We start from the raw sequence: 16,398 nt of genomic DNA on the forward strand, positions 1-16,398 counted from the left end.
GGCGCGGTGGGCCCCTCCTCATGAGGGGCCCGGGGCCGGTCACTTGGGGGCGTCGTCCTCGCCGATGTGGTGGACGCGGACGAGGTTGGTCGAGCCGGAGACGCCGGGCGGGGAGCCGGCGGTGATCACGACCATGTCGCCCTGCCGGCAGCGCCCGATCTTCAGGAGCTGCTCGTCGACCTGGTCGACCATGGCGTCGGTGGATTCGACGTGCGGCCCGAGGAAGGTCTCGACGCCCCAGGTGAGGGTGAGCTGGGAGCGGGTCGCGGGGTCGGGCGTGAACGCCAGGAGAGGGATCGGCGAGCGGTAGCGGGACAGGCGCCGGACGGTGTCGCCGGACTGGGTGAAGGCGACGAGGAATTTGGCGCCGAGGAAGTCGCCGATGTCGGCGGCGGCGCGGGCGACGGCGCCGCCCTGGGTGCGGGGCTTGTTGCGCTCGGTGAGGGGCGGGAGTCCCTTGGCGAGGATGTCCTCTTCGGCGGCTTCGACGATGCGGGACATGGTGCGCACGGTCTCGACGGGGTATGCGCCGACGCTGGTCTCGCCGGAGAGCATGACGGCGTCGGTGCCGTCGATGACGGCGTTGGCGACGTCGGAGGCCTCGGCGCGGGTGGGGCGGGAGTTCTCGATCATGGAGTCGAGCATCTGGGTGGCGACGATGACGGGTTTGGCGTTGCGCTGGGCGAGTTTGATGGCGCGTTTCTGGACGATGGGGACCTGTTCGAGGGGCATTTCGACGCCGAGGTCGCCGCGGGCGACCATGATGCCGTCGAACGCGGCGACGATGTCGTTGATGTTGTCGACGGCCTGGGGTTTTTCGACTTTGGCGATGACGGGGAGGCGGCGGCCTTCTTCGTCCATGATGCGGTGGACGTCGTCGATGTCGTGTCCGCTGCGGACGAAGGAGAGGGCGATGACGTCGAAGCCGGTGCCAAGGGCCCAGCGGAGGTCTGCTTCGTCCTTGTCGGAGAGGGCGGGGACGGAGACGGCGACGCCGGGGAGGTTGAGGCCTTTGTGGTCGGAGACCATGCCGCCTTCGATGACGGCGGTGTGGACCTTCGGGCCTTCGACGGCGGTGACTTCGAGGCAGACCTTGCCGTCGTCGACGAGGATGCGTTCGCCGGGGGTGACGTCGGTGGCGAGTCCGTCGTAGGTGGTGCCGCAGATGTGGCGGTCGCCTTCGGTGTCGGGTTCGACGGTGATGGTGAAGGTGTCGCCGCGTTCGAGGAGTACGGGTCCTTCGCGGAAGCGGCCGAGGCGGATCTTCGGGCCTTGCAGGTCGGCGAGGATTCCGACGCTGCGGCCGGCGTCGTCGGAGGCTTTTCGTACGCGCTGGTAGCGCTCCTCGTGCTCGGCGTAGGTGCCGTGGCTGAGGTTGAATCGGGCTACGTCCATTCCGGCTTCGACCAGTGCTTTGATCTGGTCGTACGAGTCGGTGGCGGGCCCCAGAGTGCAGACGATTTTTGCTCGGCGCATGGTCTGAGCCTAGGCCTTACCGGTGGGTAGCGAATTGGGTGTGTGTGTCTGTCCAACAGCCTTTGGGTGAAGGGCTGTTGACGGGTGTTGAATTGTGCGTGGGGTCGCTCCGATGAGCGCTGCGGTACTACAAATTCGGGGGTGCCATGGTGAATCGGGCGGTGACCTCGGCGTGGATGTGCTGGCGCTGGGGTTCGAGGTCGAGGGGTGCGGTGTCGTCGGGGGTTGCGCCGGCGTAGGTCATGGTGCGCAGGGTGCGGTCGGCGGGGTATGGCCGGGTGGGGTCGGTGTCGGTGAGTTCGATGAGTGCGGTGAGGGTGGTGCCGAGGGCTTCGGCGTATTCGCGGGCGCGCTGGACGGCGTCGTGGACGGCTTGGCGGCGGGCTTGCCGGTAGGCGGGTGAGGTGGGGCGCAGGGTCCAGGTGGGGCCGTCGACGCGGGTGAGTTCGAGGTCGGCGAGGCGGGTGGTGAGTTCGCCGAGTGCGGTGAAGTCGGCGAGTTCGGCGGTGAGGTGGATGTGGCCGTGGTAGGCGCGGATGCGTTCGCCGCGGCTGTGTTTGGTGAGTTCGGGGCTGATGGTGAGGGTGCCGGTTTCGAGGTGTTCGACGGTGTCCGCGTAGGTTTTGATGAGGTCGAGGGTGGTGGTGTTGCGGCGGGTGAGGTCGGCGAGGGTGTCGTGCCGGTTGGTGCCGCGGGCGCTGACGGTGATGTCGATGCGGGCGGTTTCGGGGGCGGTTTCGAGGTGGGCTTCGCCGCGGACGGTGAGGTGGGGGGTTTCGGGGGTGGCGTGGGCGGATGTGGCCCTGGGGTCGTCCGGGGTGGGGGTCATACGTCCCACTGTGGCACTGCTGGGCGCGTTCTGGGGGTTTGCTGGTCACCGGATCGAAACCTGCGGGATCTGTTCGGGGGTGTGGTGGGTGGGTGAGAATCTACGCGCGTCGTTGACCATCGCCCCAAGGAGCCACAGATGCCGTTGAACCGCCGGAAGTTCCTGAAGAAGTCCGCTGTGACGGGTGCCGGGGTGGCGTTGGCCGGTGGGGTCGGTGCGCCGGCTGCTGAGGCTGCGGCCGGGGGGAGCGGGAAGCGGCCGAAGCGGTATGCGCTGACGGTGATGGGGACGACCGATCTGCACGGGCATGTCTTCAACTGGGACTACTTCAAGGACGCGGAGTATTCCGACGCCAAGGGCAACGCGATGGGTCTGGCGCGGATTTCGACGCTGGTGGACCAGGTGCGGGCGGAGAAGGGGCGCCGGAACACGTTGTTGCTGGATGCGGGCGACACGATTCAGGGCACTCCGCTGACGTACTACTTCGCGAAGGTGGATCCGATCACCGCGAAGGGTGGTCCGGTGCATCCGATGGCGCAGGCGATGAACGCGATCGGTTATGACGCGGTGGCGCTCGGCAATCATGAGTTCAATTACGGGATCGAGACGCTGCGGAAGTTCGAGTCGCAGTGTGATTTCCCGTTGCTGGGTGCGAACGCGCTGGACGCGAAGACGTTGAAGCCGGCTTTCCCGCCGTATTTCATGAAGAAGTTCCATGTGCCGGGTCTGCCGCCGGTGCGGGTGGCGGTGCTGGGGTTGACGAATCCGGGTATCGCGATCTGGGACAAGGCGTATGTGCAGGGGAAGTTGACGTTCCCGGGGCTTGAGGAGCAGGCGGCGAAGTGGGTGCCGAAGCTGCGGTCGATGGGTGCGGACGTGGTGGTGGTGTCGGCGCACAGTGGTTCGTCGGGTACGTCGTCGTACGGTGACCAGTTGCCGTACGTGGAGAATTCGGCGGCTCTGGTGGCGCAGCAGGTGCCGGGGATCGACGCGATTCTGGTGGGGCACGCGCATGTGGAGATTCCGGAGCTGAGGGTGACGAACGCGGCGACGGGCCGGACGGTCGTGCTGTCGGAGCCGTTGTGCTACGCGGAGCGGCTGTCGCTGTTCGACTTCGAGTTGGTCTTCGAGAAGGGCCGGTGGCGGGTCGAGTCGGTGGCGGCGTCGCTGCGGGATTCGAAGTCGGTGGCGGACGATCCGCGGATCACGAAGCTGCTGAAGGCGGAGCACGACGCGGTGGTGGCGTATGTCAACCAGGTGGTGGGGACGGCGACGCGGACGCTGACGACGGTGGAGGCGCGGTTCAAGGACGCGCCGATCATCGATCTGATCACGAGGGTGCAGGAGGACGTGGTCAGGGCGGCGCTGGCGGGGACGGAGTACGCGTCGTTGCCGGTGATCGCGCAGGCGTCGCCGTTCTCGCGTACGTCGGAGATTCCGGCGGGTGAGGTGACGATCCGGGATCTGTCGAGTCTGTATGTGTACGACAACACGTTGGTGGCGAAGTTGCTGACGGGTGCGCAGGTGCGGGCGTATCTGGAGTATTCGGCGGAGTACTTCGTGCGGACGGCGGCGGACGCGGTGGTGGATCCGGAGAAGCTGACGAACGCGAACAACCGGCCGGACTACAACTACGACTACGTGTCGGGGCTGCGGTACGACATCGACATCGCGCAGGCGCCGGGTTCGCGGATCAAGAACCTGTCGTTCAACGGTGCGCCGTTGTCGGACGGTGAGCGGTTCGTGTTCGCGGTGAACAACTACCGGGCGAACGGTGGCGGTGCGTTCCCGCATGTGGCGTCGGCGAAGGAGCTGTGGTCGGAGTCGACGGAGATCCGTACGCGGATCGCCGAGTGGGTGACGGCGAAGGGTGTGCTGGACCCGGCGGAGTTCGCGTCGGTGGACTGGCGGCTGACGCGGGACGGTGTGCCGGTCTTCTAGGTCCGGGAGTATCTGGGTGTTGTTCGGCCGGGGCGGTGGTGGTGCGCCCCGGCCGTGTGTGTGTCGGGTCAGTGTCCGGTGGGTGGCAGCAGGGAGACGATCTTGCTGCCGTTGCGGGTGATCAGGGTGTCCTCGTAGCGGAGGAGCTGGGGGGAGGGCCCGTAGTGGGGTCCGGTTTCCGGGGGGTCGATGTGGGTGTGCCAGACCTGTTTGCCGGTGCGCAGGTCGAGGCCGGACAGGTCACCGTTCGGGCCGTAGAAGTACACGGTTCCCTGTGCCGCGGACACGACGGGAGAGGCGATGCCGGTCATCGTGTCACTCGGGGGCATCTTGATGCCGGCGGGGCTGGTCCAGAGGGTTTTTCCGGTGGTGGGTGAGTAGGCCGTGGCTGTGCCTTTCCAGGTGACGGCGATGAGGTGGTCGCCTACGAGGTCCAGCTTGGCGAGTCGGCCTTCGAGCGGGTAGGGGTGTGTGGTCCGCTCTCCCGTTTTGGTGAAGGTGGTGACCCGGCGGTTCTGGCCGGGCGTGCTGTTGTCCTCGAGGAGGACGAGCCGGTTCCGGGAGGTTCCGAGGAGCTGCTGCCTGCCGGGGACGGTCGTGGTCTTCTCGGTGATTCCGGTTTCGGGGTCGAGCCGGAGGAGTTCGGAGTCGTGCGGTTTCTCGGTGTCCCGGGTGCACAGGAGGTGGGGTGTGCCGCTGAGGACCGCTCGTTGGCAGACGGTGCCCTTGTCCCAGGTGTGGCGCCATTTCTCCTTGCCGGTCAGCGGGTCCAGGGCGGACATGGTGCGCAGTGTCGGGGTGTTGGCGAGGACGGCGCCGTCGATGAGCATGGCGGCCTGGTCGGTGCGGTCGTCCTGCGGCATCTCGGCCTTCCACAGCGTGGTGCCGTTGTCGGCGTCCACCGCCATCAGGTCGGTGCCGCCGGCGTAGTCGCCGTCCGGCGTGTTGTGCGCGGTGTGGTTGCGGTAGGTGTAGATGACGCCGTCGCGCGCGGCGAACGGGCCGCTGATGCCGTCGCCTTCGCGGTTGACCTTGACCGTCCACAGGCGTTTCCCGGTGTTGGCGTCGAATTTGGCGACGTCGTACTTGGTTCCGCTGCAGTACAGGGCGGAGCCGTCGACGAGGCAGTGTCGTTCGGTGGCGCCGGGGGTGGCGTTCCGCCACGGCTGCCAGCCCTGCGGGGACGCCGCCGGACGTGTGGGCGGGGGTTGTTCCGTCGTGGTGCCGGCGTCGAGGCCGAAGACCGCTCCGGCGGTGATCGCGGTGACGGCGGCCACCGCGCCCGCGGCCTGGGTGAGGCGACGCCTGGTGTGTCGCCGTACGACTTTCTCGGCCAGGTCTCCGGGGGCTCGCACCCGGTCGAGGGCGACCGCGTGCAGTGTCTCCCGGACCTTTTCCTCCACGTGCTCCGTCGTCATCCCTGGATCCCCTCAGAGGTGTAGCTGAGCTGCTGCGTTTGTCCCGTGGGCTGTCCGGGTCCGAGTTCCGGTACGAGCGTCCGGAGTTTGGCGAGCGAGCGGTGTGCCGTGCTGCGTACGGTGCCGACCGGGCAGCCGAGCAGCGTCGCGACCTCGGCTTCCGGCAGGTCCTCGAAGTAGCGGAGCACGACCACGGCGCGTTGCCGTTTGGTGAGCCGGCCGAGGGCGGCCCACAGCGCGATGCGCAGTTCGGAGTCCGGTTCGGTGGCGGACTCGATGTCCGGTTCGGGCAGTACCGGCACCGTCGTCTCGGCGCGGTGTCTGCGCAGCCGCCACCGGTTGACCTGTTGGCGGTACATGATCTGGCGGATGTACGCCTCGGGTTGCTCGATGTGTGTCCAGCGCCCGTAGGCCTTCATCAGCGCGATCTGCAGCAGGTCTTCGGCGGCGTGCCGGTCCCCGCCGGTGAGCAGTACCGCGAGCCGCAGCAGCGCGGTGGAGCGCATGGCTACGAACTCGCGGAACTCGTCGTGACTTGAGGCCTCCATCAGCCCTCCCCTTCTCGCATCCATCACGACGTGGTGAGCGGCCTGCGGCTATCCCTCGTGGGTGATCTGGTGTCGTTTTTTCTAGCGTTCGTCGATCAGGGGGGTGAGGACGGGGGTCTGGTGGGCGGTGGGGATGTGGGGGCGGGGTTCGAGTCCGAAGGTGGTGAAGGAGGTCCGGTCGGGGAGCGGGTAGGGGTCCTTGCCGGTGAGGGAGTTGAGGATGGTGGCGCTGCGCCACGCGGCGAGGCCCAGGTCGGGGGTGCCGACGCCGTGGGTGTGGAGTTCGGCGTTCTGGACGTGGACGCGGCCGGTGACGCAGGGGTCGAGGACGAGGCGGAAGTGGTCGTCGATGCGAGGGCGTTCGGCGCTGTCGCGGCGGAGGTAGGGGTCGAGTCCGGCGAGGATGCGTCCGAGGGGGCGTTCGCGGTAGCCGGTGGCGAGGACGACGGCGTCGGTGGTGAGGCGGGAGCGGGTGCCCTGCTGGACGTGTTCGAGGTGGAGTTCGACTTTGGTGGTGGCGACGCGTCCGGCGGTGCGGACGTTGACGGCGGGGGTGAGGACGGCGTCGGGCCAGCCGCCGTGGAGGGTGCGGCGGTAGAGCTCGTCGTGGATGGCGGCGAGGGTGTCGGCGTCGATGCCTTTGTGGAGTTGCCACTGGGCGGCGACGAGCCGGTCGCGTACGGGTTCGGTGAGGGCGTGGAAGTAGCGGGTGTAGTCGGGGGTGAAGTGTTCGAGGCCGAGTTTGGAGTACTCCATGGGGGCGAAGGCTTCGGTGCGGGCGAGCCAGTGGATCTTCTCGTGGCCCGGGGGGCGGTTCTTGAGCAGGTCGAGGAAGACCTCGGCGCCGGACTGTCCGGCGCCGACGACGGTGATGTGGCCGGCGGTGAGGAAGTGTTCGCGGTGTTCGAGGTAGTCGGCGGCGTGGATGACGGGGGCGCCGGGGGCTGCGACGAGGGGTTGGAGGGCGTCGGGGATGTGGGGGGCGGTGCCGACGCCGATGACGAGGTTGCGGGTGTGGGTGCGGCCGAGGGCTTCGGCTTCGCCGTCGGTGTCGAGTTGGGTGAAGTCGACTTCGAAGAGGGCGCGTTCGGGGATCCAGCGGACGGCGTCGACCTGGTGGCCGAAGTGGAGTCCGGGGAGGTTGTCGCTGACCCAGCGGCAGTAGCTGTCGTATTCGGCGCGCTGGATGTGGAAGCGCTCGGCGAAGTAGAAGGGGAAGAGGCGGTCGCGGGCTCTGAGGTAGTTGAGGAAGGACCAGGGGCTGGTGGGGTCGGCGAGGGTGACGAGGTCGGCGAGGAAGGGGACTTGGAGGGTGGTGCCGTCGATGAGGAGGCCGGGGTGCCAGTCGAAGGCGGGGCGCTGTTCGTAGAAGCTGGTGTCGAGTTCGGTGAGGGGGTGGGCGAGGGCGGCGAGGGAGAGGTTGAAGGGGCCGATGCCGATGCCCACGAGGTCGCGTGGGGCTTCGGGTTCGTGGTGTGGGGGGTGGGGTGTCGGGCTCATCGGGCGGTGTGTCCTTCCACCAGTTTCAGGAGTGCGGCCAGGTCGTCGGGCCGGGTGTGCGGGTTGAGGAGGGTGGCTTTGAGCCAGAGGCGGCCGTCGGGGGCGGCGCGGCCGAGGACGGCGTGGCCTTCGGTGAGGAGGGTGCGGCGTAGGGCGGCGACGGTGTCGTCGGTGGCGTGGGCGGGCCGGAAGAGGACGGTGCTGAGGGTCGGCCGGTCGTAGAGGTCGAAGGCGGGGTGGGCTTCGACGAGGGTGGCGAGTTCCTGTGCGAGGGCGCAGACGCGGTCGACGAGGGCGCCGAGTCCTTGGCGGCCGAGGGTTTTGAGGGTGACGGCGATCTTGAGGATGTCGGGGCGTCGGCTGGTGCGCAGGGAGCGGCCGAGGAGGTCGGGCAGTCCGGCCCGGGTGTCGTCGTCGGCGTTGAGGTAGTCGGTGGGGTGGTTCAGGACGTGCAGGTCGTGGGGGTTCTGTACGGCGAGGAGGCCGGCGGCGACGGGTTGCCAGCCGAGTTTGTGCAGGTCGAGGGTGACGGTGTGGGCGCGGGCGAGGCCGTCGAGTCTGCTGCGGTGGCGGTCGCTGAGGAGGAGGCCGCCGCCGTATGCGGCGTCGACGTGGAGGCGGGCTCCGTGGGCTGCGCACAGGTCGGCGATGTCGGTCAGGGGGTCGATGAGTCCGGCGTCGGTGGTGCCTGCGGTGGCGGCGACGGTGAACGAGCCGCGGGGGCCGCGCAGTTCGGTGAGGGCGTCGTCGAGGGCGGCGGGGTCCATGGTGCCGGCGGGGGCGGGGACGACGACGGGGTCGGGCAGGCCGAGGAGCCAGGCGGCGCGGCGCAGTGAGTGGTGGGCGTTGGCTCCGCAGACGAGTGTGGTGCCGTGGTGGGCCTCGCGGGCGAGGAGGAGGGCGAGCTGGTTGGATTCGGTGCCGCCGGTGGTGACGACGGCGGCACCTTTCTTCGGTTGTGTGTTCGCTTCGGGTGGGTCGGCGTCGCCGCGGTGTTCGGGGTCGGTCGGCGTGGGTGCGTAGATCTCCGCGGCGAGGGCGTCGGTGACGAGTGCTTCGAGTGCGGAGGCGGCGGGGGCCTGGTCCCAGGAGTCCAGGGAGGGGTTGAGGGCGGAGGCGGCGAGGTCGGCGGCGGTGGCGACGGCGAGCGGCGGGCAGTGCAGGTGGGCGGCGCACAGGGGGTCGGCGGGGTCGGCGGCGCCTGCGGCGAGGGTGTGGACCAGGAGCCGCAGGGCGTCGTCGGATCCTTCGCGGGGCAGCACCTCGCCGACGGTGTCGCGTACGTGCCGGGCGACGGCCTGGGGGCCGCCCGCGGGCAGGGGGCCGCCGCGTGTTTCGGCGCCGTCGCGCAGCGCGTCGAGGACGGTGTCGAGCAGCGGCCGCAGTGCGGCGGGGCCGCCGGGACCTGAGGCGAGGGGCGGCGAGCTCATGGGCGTCCTCCGAGGGCCGCGGGGCGGGGAGTTCCAGCGTGTACGCGCGAGGACCGCCGCGCCCGAAAAGCCCCCCGACGGAAACCCGAAAGGGGGTACTGCCACGTGGGAGGAACGTGCGGGGGGCTGGGGGGTGCTAGGGGGCACCGCGGGGCGGGGTTCGGCGCGGGCTGGGGTTCGGCGCGGGGTCGGGCTCCCCGCGGGCCGGGGTTCGGCGCGGGGCGGACTCCCCGCCGACCGGGTTCGGTGCAGGATGCTGCTGCCTGCGTGCCCGGTCCGGCGCGGGCGGATTCCCCGCAGGTCGAGGTCCGGCGCACAGCTCGGGCCGACTGCGTGCCCGGTTCGGCCCGGGGCGGGATTCCCCCGCGTACGGGGGTCGGCGCGGAGCCTGCCCTACTCAGCGCGGGCCGGACGCCCCGCGTACCAAAGCCCGGCGCGGGGCGGTTTCCCCGCGGGCCGAGGTCCGGCGCACGGCCCCGGGCCGACTGCGTGCCCGGTTCGGCCCGAGACGGGATTCCCCCTCCCCCGCGTACGGGGAGTCGGCGCGGAGTCGGGTCACCGCGCGCCCTGCTCGGCGCGGATCTGATTCCCTGCGTACCCCGCTCAGGTCGGGCGCGATCCCACGCGCCACCGGTTCGGCGCAGGAGCCGGCTGTCCGCCTGGGCGCCCGGTCCGGCGCGGGGCGGATTCCCCGCGTACCAAGGTCGGCGGGGAAGCGGGCCCCCGGTGGGTGCGGTCCGGCGCGGGTGCGGGAGGGGGCGTCCGGTTGGTTCCGGGCGCCCCCTCGTGTCGTACGGCGCCGGGGCCGTGTCCCGTTCCTACGCGTGCCTCACCCGCAGTGCCCGCGCCAGGTCGTCGAGCTGGTCGGTGAGTTTGCGGCGGAGGGCGGGGATGGGGTCGGCGTCGCGCAGGCACTGTTCGCCGAGGTGGAGGGTTTCCGCGGAGACGGCGGTGACGGGGAAGGCCCAGCGTCCGGCGGCCTCGGCGATGGCGGGGCCGCGGCGGGCGGCGACGGCGATCGCGTCGTGCCAGTACCGCTCGACGTAGGGGCGGAGCAGGTCGGTCTGTTCGGGCTGCCAGAAGCCCTGCGCGGTGGCGGTGAACAGGTAGTTGGAGAGGTCGTCGGAGGCGAACATCTCGTCCCAGGCCTTGCTCTTGGCCTGCGGGTCGGGCAGTGCGGCGCGGCAGCGGGCGGCGCCTTCCTGGCCGGTGGCGCTGGGGTCCTGGACGAGTTCGGCCTCGATGACGGCGTCGTCGATGGCGCCGAGGACGGCGAGCCTGCCGAGGATGCGCCAGCGCAGTTCGGGGTCGAGTTCGGGTCCGCCGGGGACGGTGCCCTCGGAGAACCAGGCGCTGATGGTGTCGGGGTGGGCGGCGACGTCGATGCAGTGGCGTACGGCGGTGAGCCGCAGGCCGGGGTCGGAGCCGTCCTCGGTGCGGCGGATGAGGTCGCGGCACAGGTCGGTGAGGGTGGCGAGGGCGGCGGGGCGGTCGGCGGCGGGCAGGTAGCGGTCGGCGACCTGGACGGTGGCGAAGGACAGCACGCCCTGGACGACGGCGAGGTCCGTCTCGTGGGGGAGGTGGGCGCGGGCGGCCTCCAGGTAGGCGGCGGGGGGCAGTTCGCCGTCGCGTACCGCGTCGCGCAGGGCGTTCCACACGACGGTGCGGGTGAGCGGTTCGGGCAGGCGGCACAGGGAGGTGCGGAGGGTGGCGAAGGATTCGGGGTCGAAGCGGATCTTGGCGTAGGTGAGGTCGCCGTCGTTGAGGAGGAGCAGTGCGGGCCGTTTGCCGATGGGGGTGGGGGCGCTCTGCGGGACGTCGAGTACGAGGCGGGTGCGCGGGGTGAGGCGGCCGTCGTGGGTGAGGTCGTGGTCGTAGAGGCCGACGCTGATGCGGTGCGGGCGGCTTCCGTCGCGGTCGACGGTGAGGGTGCAGGTGCCGTCGGCGCCGGCGGTGACGGCGGGGGTGAGGGTGTCGACGCCGGTGGTGCGGAGCCAGGCCTGGGCCCAGGCGTGCACGTCGCGTTCGGTGGCGTCTGCGAGGGATTCGATGAAGTCGGCGAGGGTGGCGTTGCCGAATTTGTGGCGGGCGAAGTGGGTGTTGATGCCGGCGAGGAAGTCCTTCTCGCCGAGCCAGGCCACCAGTTGGCGGAGTGCGGAGGCGCCCTTGGCGTAGGAGATGCCGTCGAAGTTGAGCATCGCGGAGGCGGTGTCGGGGACGGCGTCGGGGTCGGGGGCGACGGGGTGGGTGGAGGGGCGCTGGTCGGCGTCGTAGCCCCAGGATTTGCGGGCGACGCCGAAGTCGGTCCAGGTGTCGTCGAAGCGGGTCGCTTCGGTGAGGGTCTGGTAGCCCATGTACTCGGCGAAGGACTCGTTCAGCCAGATGTCGTCCCACCAGCGCAGGGTGACGAGGTCACCGAACCACATGTGGGCCATTTCGTGGGCGATGACCATGGCGCGGGTCTGTCGCTCGGTGTCGGTGACGGCGGAGCGGTAGATGAACTCGTCGCGGAAGGTGACGAGTCCGGGGTTCTCCATGGCGCCGGCGTTGAACTCGGGGACGAACGCCTGGTCGTAGGAGTCGAAGGGGTAGGGCTCCTCGAACTTCTCGTGGTAGCGGTCGAAGCAGGCGCGGGTGACGTCGAGGATCTCGTCGGCGTCGGCGTCCAGGTGGGGGGCCAGGGAGCGGCGGCAGTGGATGCCGAAGGGCAGGCCCCGGTGTTCGGTGCGTACGGAGTGCCAGGGGCCGGCGGCGACGGCGACGAGGTAGGTGGAGACCGGTGGGGTGGGCGCGGCTTTCCAGCGGCCCTCGCCGAGGTGTTCGGTGATGCCGTTGGCGAGGACGGTCCAGCCGTCGGGGGCGTGGACGGACAGCTCGAAGACGGCCTTCAGGTCGGGCTGGTCGAAGGCGGCGAAGACGCGCTGGACGTCGTCCATGAACAGCTGGGTGTAGAGGTAGGTCTCGCCGTCGGTGGGGTCGGTGAAGCGGTGCATGCCTTCGCCGGTGCGGGAGTAGCGCATGGCGGCGTCGACGCGCAGTTCGTGCTCGCCCGCGGTGAGGCCGGTGAGCGGCAGCCGGTTGCCGCTCAGGGTGGCGGGGTCCAGGGGCTGTCCGTCGAGGGTGACGGAGCGCAGGTCGGCGGGCTTGAGCTCGACGAAGGTGTCCGCGTCCGCGCGGGCCGTGAAGTGGATGACGGTGCGGGAGTCGAAGGTCTCGTCTCCGCCGGTCACGTCGAGTGCGATCGTGTAGCGGTGGACGTCGAGGAGCTTGGCACGGGTCTGCGCTTCGTCGCGCGTCAGTACGGACATGGGGGACATGCTGCCTGATGCCCCCGGGATGGCACAGCGTCGGATCGGTACACGGCCTTTGTCCGCGGGGCGGCGCCGGTCGTGTACCGGGTGGGTCGCGCGTCCCGACGGTCACGGCGGGTGGCCGCGCCCGACGGGCGTGCGGATCGTGCCGGCGGGGCCGGCCGTCACTCCCCCGGGCCGGTCGGGCCGCTGCCCGTGTGGCCGGCTGTCACTGCCCCGGGTCGGTCGGGCCGCTGCCGGAGTGGTCGGCGATGTGCTCGTGGTGGCGGATCACCTCGGCGATGATGAAGTTGAGCAGCTTCTCCGCGAAGGCCGGGTCGAGTTTCGCGTTCTCGGCGAGCTGCCGCAGCCGGGCGATCTGGCGGGCTTCGCGGGCGGGGTCGGCGGGCGGCAACTGGTGCTCGGCCTTGAGGTGTCCGACCTGCTGGGTGCATTTGAAGCGTTCGGCGAGCATGTGGACGACGGCGGCGTCGATGTTGTCGATGCTGTCGCGGAGCCGGCCGAGTTCGGCGCGCACGGCGGGGTCGGTCCCGCCGTTGCCGCCCGGAGTGGTCGCTTCGTTGGTGTTGCCGTGGGTCATGGGGGTCCACCCTAAGGGGCGGCCGGTCCTTCGATGATCGGCGGATCGTCGCTGTCCGGTGTCCGGCCGCTACGGCCGCACCGCGCCCGGCCGGGCGCGGGTGAACGCCTTGGTCCCGGCACGCGGTCGCCGGACGCGTACGAGCGCGCGGTCGCCGGACGCGTACGAGCGCGCGGGTGGCGGCGTACGGCAGGACGCCCGCGGTACGGAAGGACGCCCGCGAGCCGGTCACGGGAGTCTGAGCCCTGTGCCACGCGCGGGCGTCCCGTGTGCCGTGTGCGGGCGTCCCGTGTGCCGTATGCCGCCGCGGGCGTCCCGTGTGCCGTATGCCGCCGCGGGCGTCCCGTGTGCCGTATGCCGCCGCGCGGGCGTCCGGTCTGCCGTGTGCGCCGGCTCCGGCGGCCGTGGGGTCTAGAGTCCGGCCGCCGCCCGGGCTATGTCCGCCGCGAAGGTCGACACCTCGCTGTAGACGCCCGGGTAGCCGGCGCGCGCGCAGCCCTCGCCCCAGCTGACGATGCCGACCTGGAGGTACGCGCCGGTGTCGTCCTTGCGGAACATGGGGCCGCCGGAGTCGCCCTGGCAGGTGTCGACACCGCCCTGCGGGAATCCGGCGCAGATCTCGTCGCCGGGGACGAGGTCGCTGCCGTAGGCCTGGCGGCAGGTGGCGTCGTCGACGAAGGGAACGGTGGCCTTGAGCAGATACCGCTGCTGGGCACCGCCCTCGCGTGCGGCGCCCCACCCGGCGACGGTGAAGTTCCCGCTGTTGTAGGCGGTGGTGGTGGCGATCTTCAGGGTGGGCTGTTCGATCGGCCTGGCGAGTTTGATGAGGGCCCAGTCCTTGCCCTTGCCGTTGTAGCCGGGTGCCTGGAGGACCTTGGTCGATCTGACCTTGGTCGCGCTGCTGCTCTGCAGGTCGACGACGCCGGCGGTGGCGGTGATGGACGTGTTGTTGCCGGAGCCGTTCACACAGTGCGCGGCGGTCAGGACGACGTCCTTGGCGTACAGGGCGCCGCCGCAGCCCATGGAGAGGCGCACCATGAACGGGAACTCGCCCTGTGCCGCCCGGGTCCCGCCGACGACGGGCTGCGGTGCGGCCTGCGCGGACAGGGGCTGGAGGGAGACGGCGGCGAGGGTCACGGCGCCGACGGCGAGCAGGCGTCTGAGTCCGGTGAGCTTCTGGAGAGTCTTCAACGTGCTTCCTTTCGTGGGGGGTTGCACCACGAAGCGGAGTCGAATGGCATGACCGCGACAACGTGGGGGTTGGATTATGGAGATCCGCGCGCTCGTCCCACAAGGCTCCCTTTCCGGCCACGGCGGACGGCGCTTTAGAGTGGAGAGGAGTCCAGGTCCCCCCAGGGCCTGTTCCGGCGTCTTCAGGGGGTGCGGACGTGGCGAACGGCGGACCGGTCGAGCACGGCTACCCGCACCTGGACACCGTGCGGGCGTCGATCACCGCGCTGTACCGGCGGCTGTCCTGCGACACGGTCCAGACGTTCGCGGCCAGCGTGGCCCCCGCCGACGTGGCCTTCTGCGACACCGACGACCTGCATCTGGGCGCCCAGCGCGTCGCCCGCGAGATGGTGCGCCACTACCGGTTGCCGGACGCCCGGATGGTCGTCGGATTCCGCGAGATGACCCATGCCGCGAACGTCGAACTCACCGCAGGGCCCGAGTACTTCGTGGAGCTCAACGACCGGTTCCGCGCCCATCGGCGTGACATCGGGGCCGCCCTCGCCCACGAGGTGATGCACGTCTACCTGCACCGTCTCGACCTCTCCTTCCCCGGCACCCGGGACAACGAGATCCTCACGGACACGGCTGCGGCGTATCTCGGCGCGGGCTGGCTCCTGCTGGACGCCTTCCGCGAGGACGCCGCCTCCTCGCAGAAGCTCGGCTACCTCACCCCGGAGGAGTTCGGTTACGTCCTCGCCAAGCGCGCCCTGGTCTTCGGCGAGGACCCGTCGATCTGGTTCACCAGCCCGCAGGCGTACACCGCGTACACCAAGGGGCTTCAGCAGGCGCACGGGGACGAGCGGCAGCCGCCGCTGACCGCGGCGGGCTGGGCGGGGCGCCGCCGGTACGCGCAGGACCGCCGGCACGCCCGGGCCCACGGGACCGGGCCCGGCTCCCGGCCGGACGCGCCCTACACCTTCGCCCCGGACGACGGCGGGTCGCTCCGCGTCTCCTTCCCCTGCCCCACCTGCCACCAGCGCATCCGCGTCCCCGTCCGCGGTCGCGTCCGGGCCCGCTGCGCCCTGTGCCGGACGGTCCTGGAGTGCGACACCTGAACGGGCGGCGGGGCCCGGCGGGAGGCGGGGCACCGGACCGCCGGAGCGCTCCGGCCCGCACGCGCTACGGCACCCCGTCCATCGCTACAGCATCTCGTCCGTCGCTACAGCACCCCGCCCGTCGCCACAGCATCTCGTCCGTCGCTACAACACCCCGCCCGTCGCCCCGTACACCGCCGCCGGACGGACCGCTTCCGCCAGTAGTCCCCGTACCGTCTCCCCTGCCTGGGCGGGTGTCCACCGCGCGCCCTTGTCGGCGGTGGGGCCCGGGCGCCAGCCCTCCATCACCGTGATGCGTCCGCCCTCGGCCTCGAAGACCCGTCCGGTGACGCCCGCGCAGGCGGCGGAGCCGAGCCAGACGACCAGCGGTGACACGTTCTCCGGGGCCATCGCGTCGAAGGCGCCGGGGCTGCCCGGCGCGGCCATGGTTTGCGCGAAGGTCCGTTCGGTCATGCGGGTGCGGGCCGCCGGGGCGATGGCGTTGACCTGGACGCCGTACCGCGCGAGTTCGGCCGCGGCGACCAGGGTCAGGCCGAGGATCCCGGCCTTCGCGGCGCTGTAGTTGCCCTGTCCCACCGATCCCGAAAGGCCCGCGCCGCTGCTGGTGTTGACGACGCGGGCCCGCGGCGGGCGGCCCGCCTTCGTCTCCGCCCGCCAGTGCGCCGCCGCGTGCCGGAGCGGCAGGAAGTGCCCCCTGAGGTGGACGCGCAGCACGGCGTCCCAGTCGTCCTCGTCGAGGTTGACCAGCATCCGGTCGCGCAGGAAACCGGCGTTGTTGACGAGGGTGTCGAGGCGCCCGTAGGCGTCCAGCGCGGTGCGTACGAGGGACGCGGCGCCCTCGGTGGTCGCGATGTCGCCGTCGTGGGCCACCGCCGTACCGCCGGCCGCGCGGATCTCCTCGGTCACCCGCGCGGCGGGGCTGTCGGGGTCCGGGGTGCCGTCGAGGCCGACCCCGAGATCGTTGACGACGACGCGGGCGCCCTGCGCGGCGAACGCGAGGGCGTGCGCCCGGCCGAGTCCGCGGCCCGCGCCCGTCACCACCACGACCCGCCCCTCGCACAGCAGCGGTGCACTCAT

The 16,398-nt window shown here is 70.9% G+C and carries 12 protein-coding genes; 2 read left to right on the forward strand and 10 right to left on the reverse strand.

Annotated features, from left to right (window positions below; genetic code table 11):
* Positions 1-39 precede the first annotated feature (39 nt).
* Positions 40-1,476: a pyruvate kinase gene (pyk, locus tag ACFYP4_RS30740; RefSeq protein ID WP_388789870.1), complete on the reverse strand. Its 1,437-nt coding sequence runs from the start codon at positions 1,474-1,476 to the stop codon at positions 40-42.
* Between the two features lie 127 nt (positions 1,477-1,603).
* Positions 1,604-2,305 (reverse strand): SIMPL domain-containing protein, encoded by a 702-nt coding sequence (locus ACFYP4_RS30745; RefSeq protein WP_388789873.1) that lies wholly within the window; start codon positions 2,303-2,305, stop codon positions 1,604-1,606.
* Positions 2,306-2,443: 138 nt separating this feature from the next.
* Between ACFYP4_RS30745 and ACFYP4_RS30750 the strand changes: the two genes are divergently transcribed.
* A complete protein-coding gene (locus tag ACFYP4_RS30750) occupies positions 2,444-4,246 on the forward strand; it encodes a 5'-nucleotidase C-terminal domain-containing protein (protein ID WP_358852015.1) in 1,803 nt (600 codons plus the stop codon).
* Between the two features lie 68 nt (positions 4,247-4,314).
* Here ACFYP4_RS30750 and ACFYP4_RS30755 read toward each other — a convergent pair whose 3' ends face one another.
* The 7 genes from ACFYP4_RS30755 to ACFYP4_RS30785 form a co-directional block, all read right to left on the reverse strand.
* Positions 4,315-5,664 (reverse strand): PQQ-binding-like beta-propeller repeat protein, encoded by a 1,350-nt coding sequence (locus ACFYP4_RS30755; protein ID WP_388789876.1) that lies wholly within the window; start codon positions 5,662-5,664, stop codon positions 4,315-4,317.
* Positions 5,661-6,212: a SigE family RNA polymerase sigma factor gene (locus tag ACFYP4_RS30760; protein WP_388789879.1), complete on the reverse strand. Its 552-nt coding sequence runs from the start codon at positions 6,210-6,212 to the stop codon at positions 5,661-5,663. The genes ACFYP4_RS30755 and ACFYP4_RS30760 overlap by 4 nt, the downstream gene beginning before the upstream one ends.
* Positions 6,213-6,293: 81 nt before the next feature.
* Entirely contained in the window at positions 6,294-7,712 is a 1,419-nt protein-coding gene (locus ACFYP4_RS30765) for a lysine N(6)-hydroxylase/L-ornithine N(5)-oxygenase family protein (RefSeq protein WP_388789882.1), read from the reverse strand.
* Positions 7,709-9,142: a pyridoxal phosphate-dependent decarboxylase family protein gene (locus ACFYP4_RS30770; protein ID WP_388789885.1), complete on the reverse strand. Its 1,434-nt coding sequence runs from the start codon at positions 9,140-9,142 to the stop codon at positions 7,709-7,711. The genes ACFYP4_RS30765 and ACFYP4_RS30770 overlap by 4 nt, the downstream gene beginning before the upstream one ends.
* An 818-nt stretch (positions 9,143-9,960) precedes the next feature.
* Positions 9,961-12,459, reverse strand: a complete 2,499-nt coding sequence (gene pepN / locus ACFYP4_RS30775; protein WP_358852020.1) for an aminopeptidase N — start codon at positions 12,457-12,459, stop codon at positions 9,961-9,963.
* 202 nt (positions 12,460-12,661) lie between these two features.
* Positions 12,662-13,033: a chorismate mutase gene (locus ACFYP4_RS30780; protein ID WP_358852021.1), complete on the reverse strand. Its 372-nt coding sequence runs from the start codon at positions 13,031-13,033 to the stop codon at positions 12,662-12,664.
* Between the two features lie 411 nt (positions 13,034-13,444).
* Positions 13,445-14,224 (reverse strand): serine protease, encoded by a 780-nt coding sequence (locus ACFYP4_RS30785; protein ID WP_358852022.1) that lies wholly within the window; start codon positions 14,222-14,224, stop codon positions 13,445-13,447.
* A gap of 197 nt (positions 14,225-14,421) precedes the next feature.
* Here ACFYP4_RS30785 and ACFYP4_RS30790 point away from each other — a divergent pair, with 197 nt between their 5' ends.
* Positions 14,422-15,321, forward strand: coding sequence for a hypothetical protein (locus tag ACFYP4_RS30790; RefSeq protein WP_358852023.1), 900 nt, complete (start codon positions 14,422-14,424; stop codon positions 15,319-15,321).
* 144 nt (positions 15,322-15,465) lie between these two features.
* Here ACFYP4_RS30790 and ACFYP4_RS30795 read toward each other — a convergent pair whose 3' ends face one another.
* Positions 15,466-16,398 (reverse strand): SDR family oxidoreductase, encoded by a 933-nt coding sequence (locus ACFYP4_RS30795; protein WP_388789890.1) that lies wholly within the window; start codon positions 16,396-16,398, stop codon positions 15,466-15,468.

Origin of the sequence: Streptomyces sp. NPDC005551 (assembly GCF_042871785.1) — a bacterium.
Lineage (GTDB): Bacteria > Actinomycetota > Actinomycetes > Streptomycetales > Streptomycetaceae > Streptomyces.

What these genes read in the sequence shown, in the direction of transcription:
- pyk (WP_388789870.1), bottom strand. Translation starts at nt 1,476, where the DNA reads ATGCGCCGAGCAAAAATCGTCTGCACTCTGGGGCCCGCCACCGACTCG.
- ACFYP4_RS30745 (WP_388789873.1), bottom strand. Translation starts at nt 2,305, where the DNA reads ATGACCCCCACCCCGGACGACCCCAGGGCCACATCCGCCCACGCCACC.
- ACFYP4_RS30750 (WP_358852015.1), top strand. Translation starts at nt 2,444, where the DNA reads ATGCCGTTGAACCGCCGGAAGTTCCTGAAGAAGTCCGCTGTGACGGGT.
- ACFYP4_RS30755 (WP_388789876.1), bottom strand. Translation starts at nt 5,664, where the DNA reads ATGACGACGGAGCACGTGGAGGAAAAGGTCCGGGAGACACTGCACGCG.
- ACFYP4_RS30760 (WP_388789879.1), bottom strand. Translation starts at nt 6,212, where the DNA reads ATGGAGGCCTCAAGTCACGACGAGTTCCGCGAGTTCGTAGCCATGCGC.
- ACFYP4_RS30765 (WP_388789882.1), bottom strand. Translation starts at nt 7,712, where the DNA reads ATGAGCCCGACACCCCACCCCCCACACCACGAACCCGAAGCCCCACGC.
- ACFYP4_RS30770 (WP_388789885.1), bottom strand. Translation starts at nt 9,142, where the DNA reads ATGAGCTCGCCGCCCCTCGCCTCAGGTCCCGGCGGCCCCGCCGCACTG.
- pepN (WP_358852020.1), bottom strand. Translation starts at nt 12,459, where the DNA reads ATGTCCCCCATGTCCGTACTGACGCGCGACGAAGCGCAGACCCGTGCC.
- ACFYP4_RS30780 (WP_358852021.1), bottom strand. Translation starts at nt 13,033, where the DNA reads ATGACCCACGGCAACACCAACGAAGCGACCACTCCGGGCGGCAACGGC.
- ACFYP4_RS30795 (WP_388789890.1), bottom strand. Translation starts at nt 16,398, where the DNA reads ATGAGTGCACCGCTGCTGTGCGAGGGGCGGGTCGTGGTGGTGACGGGC.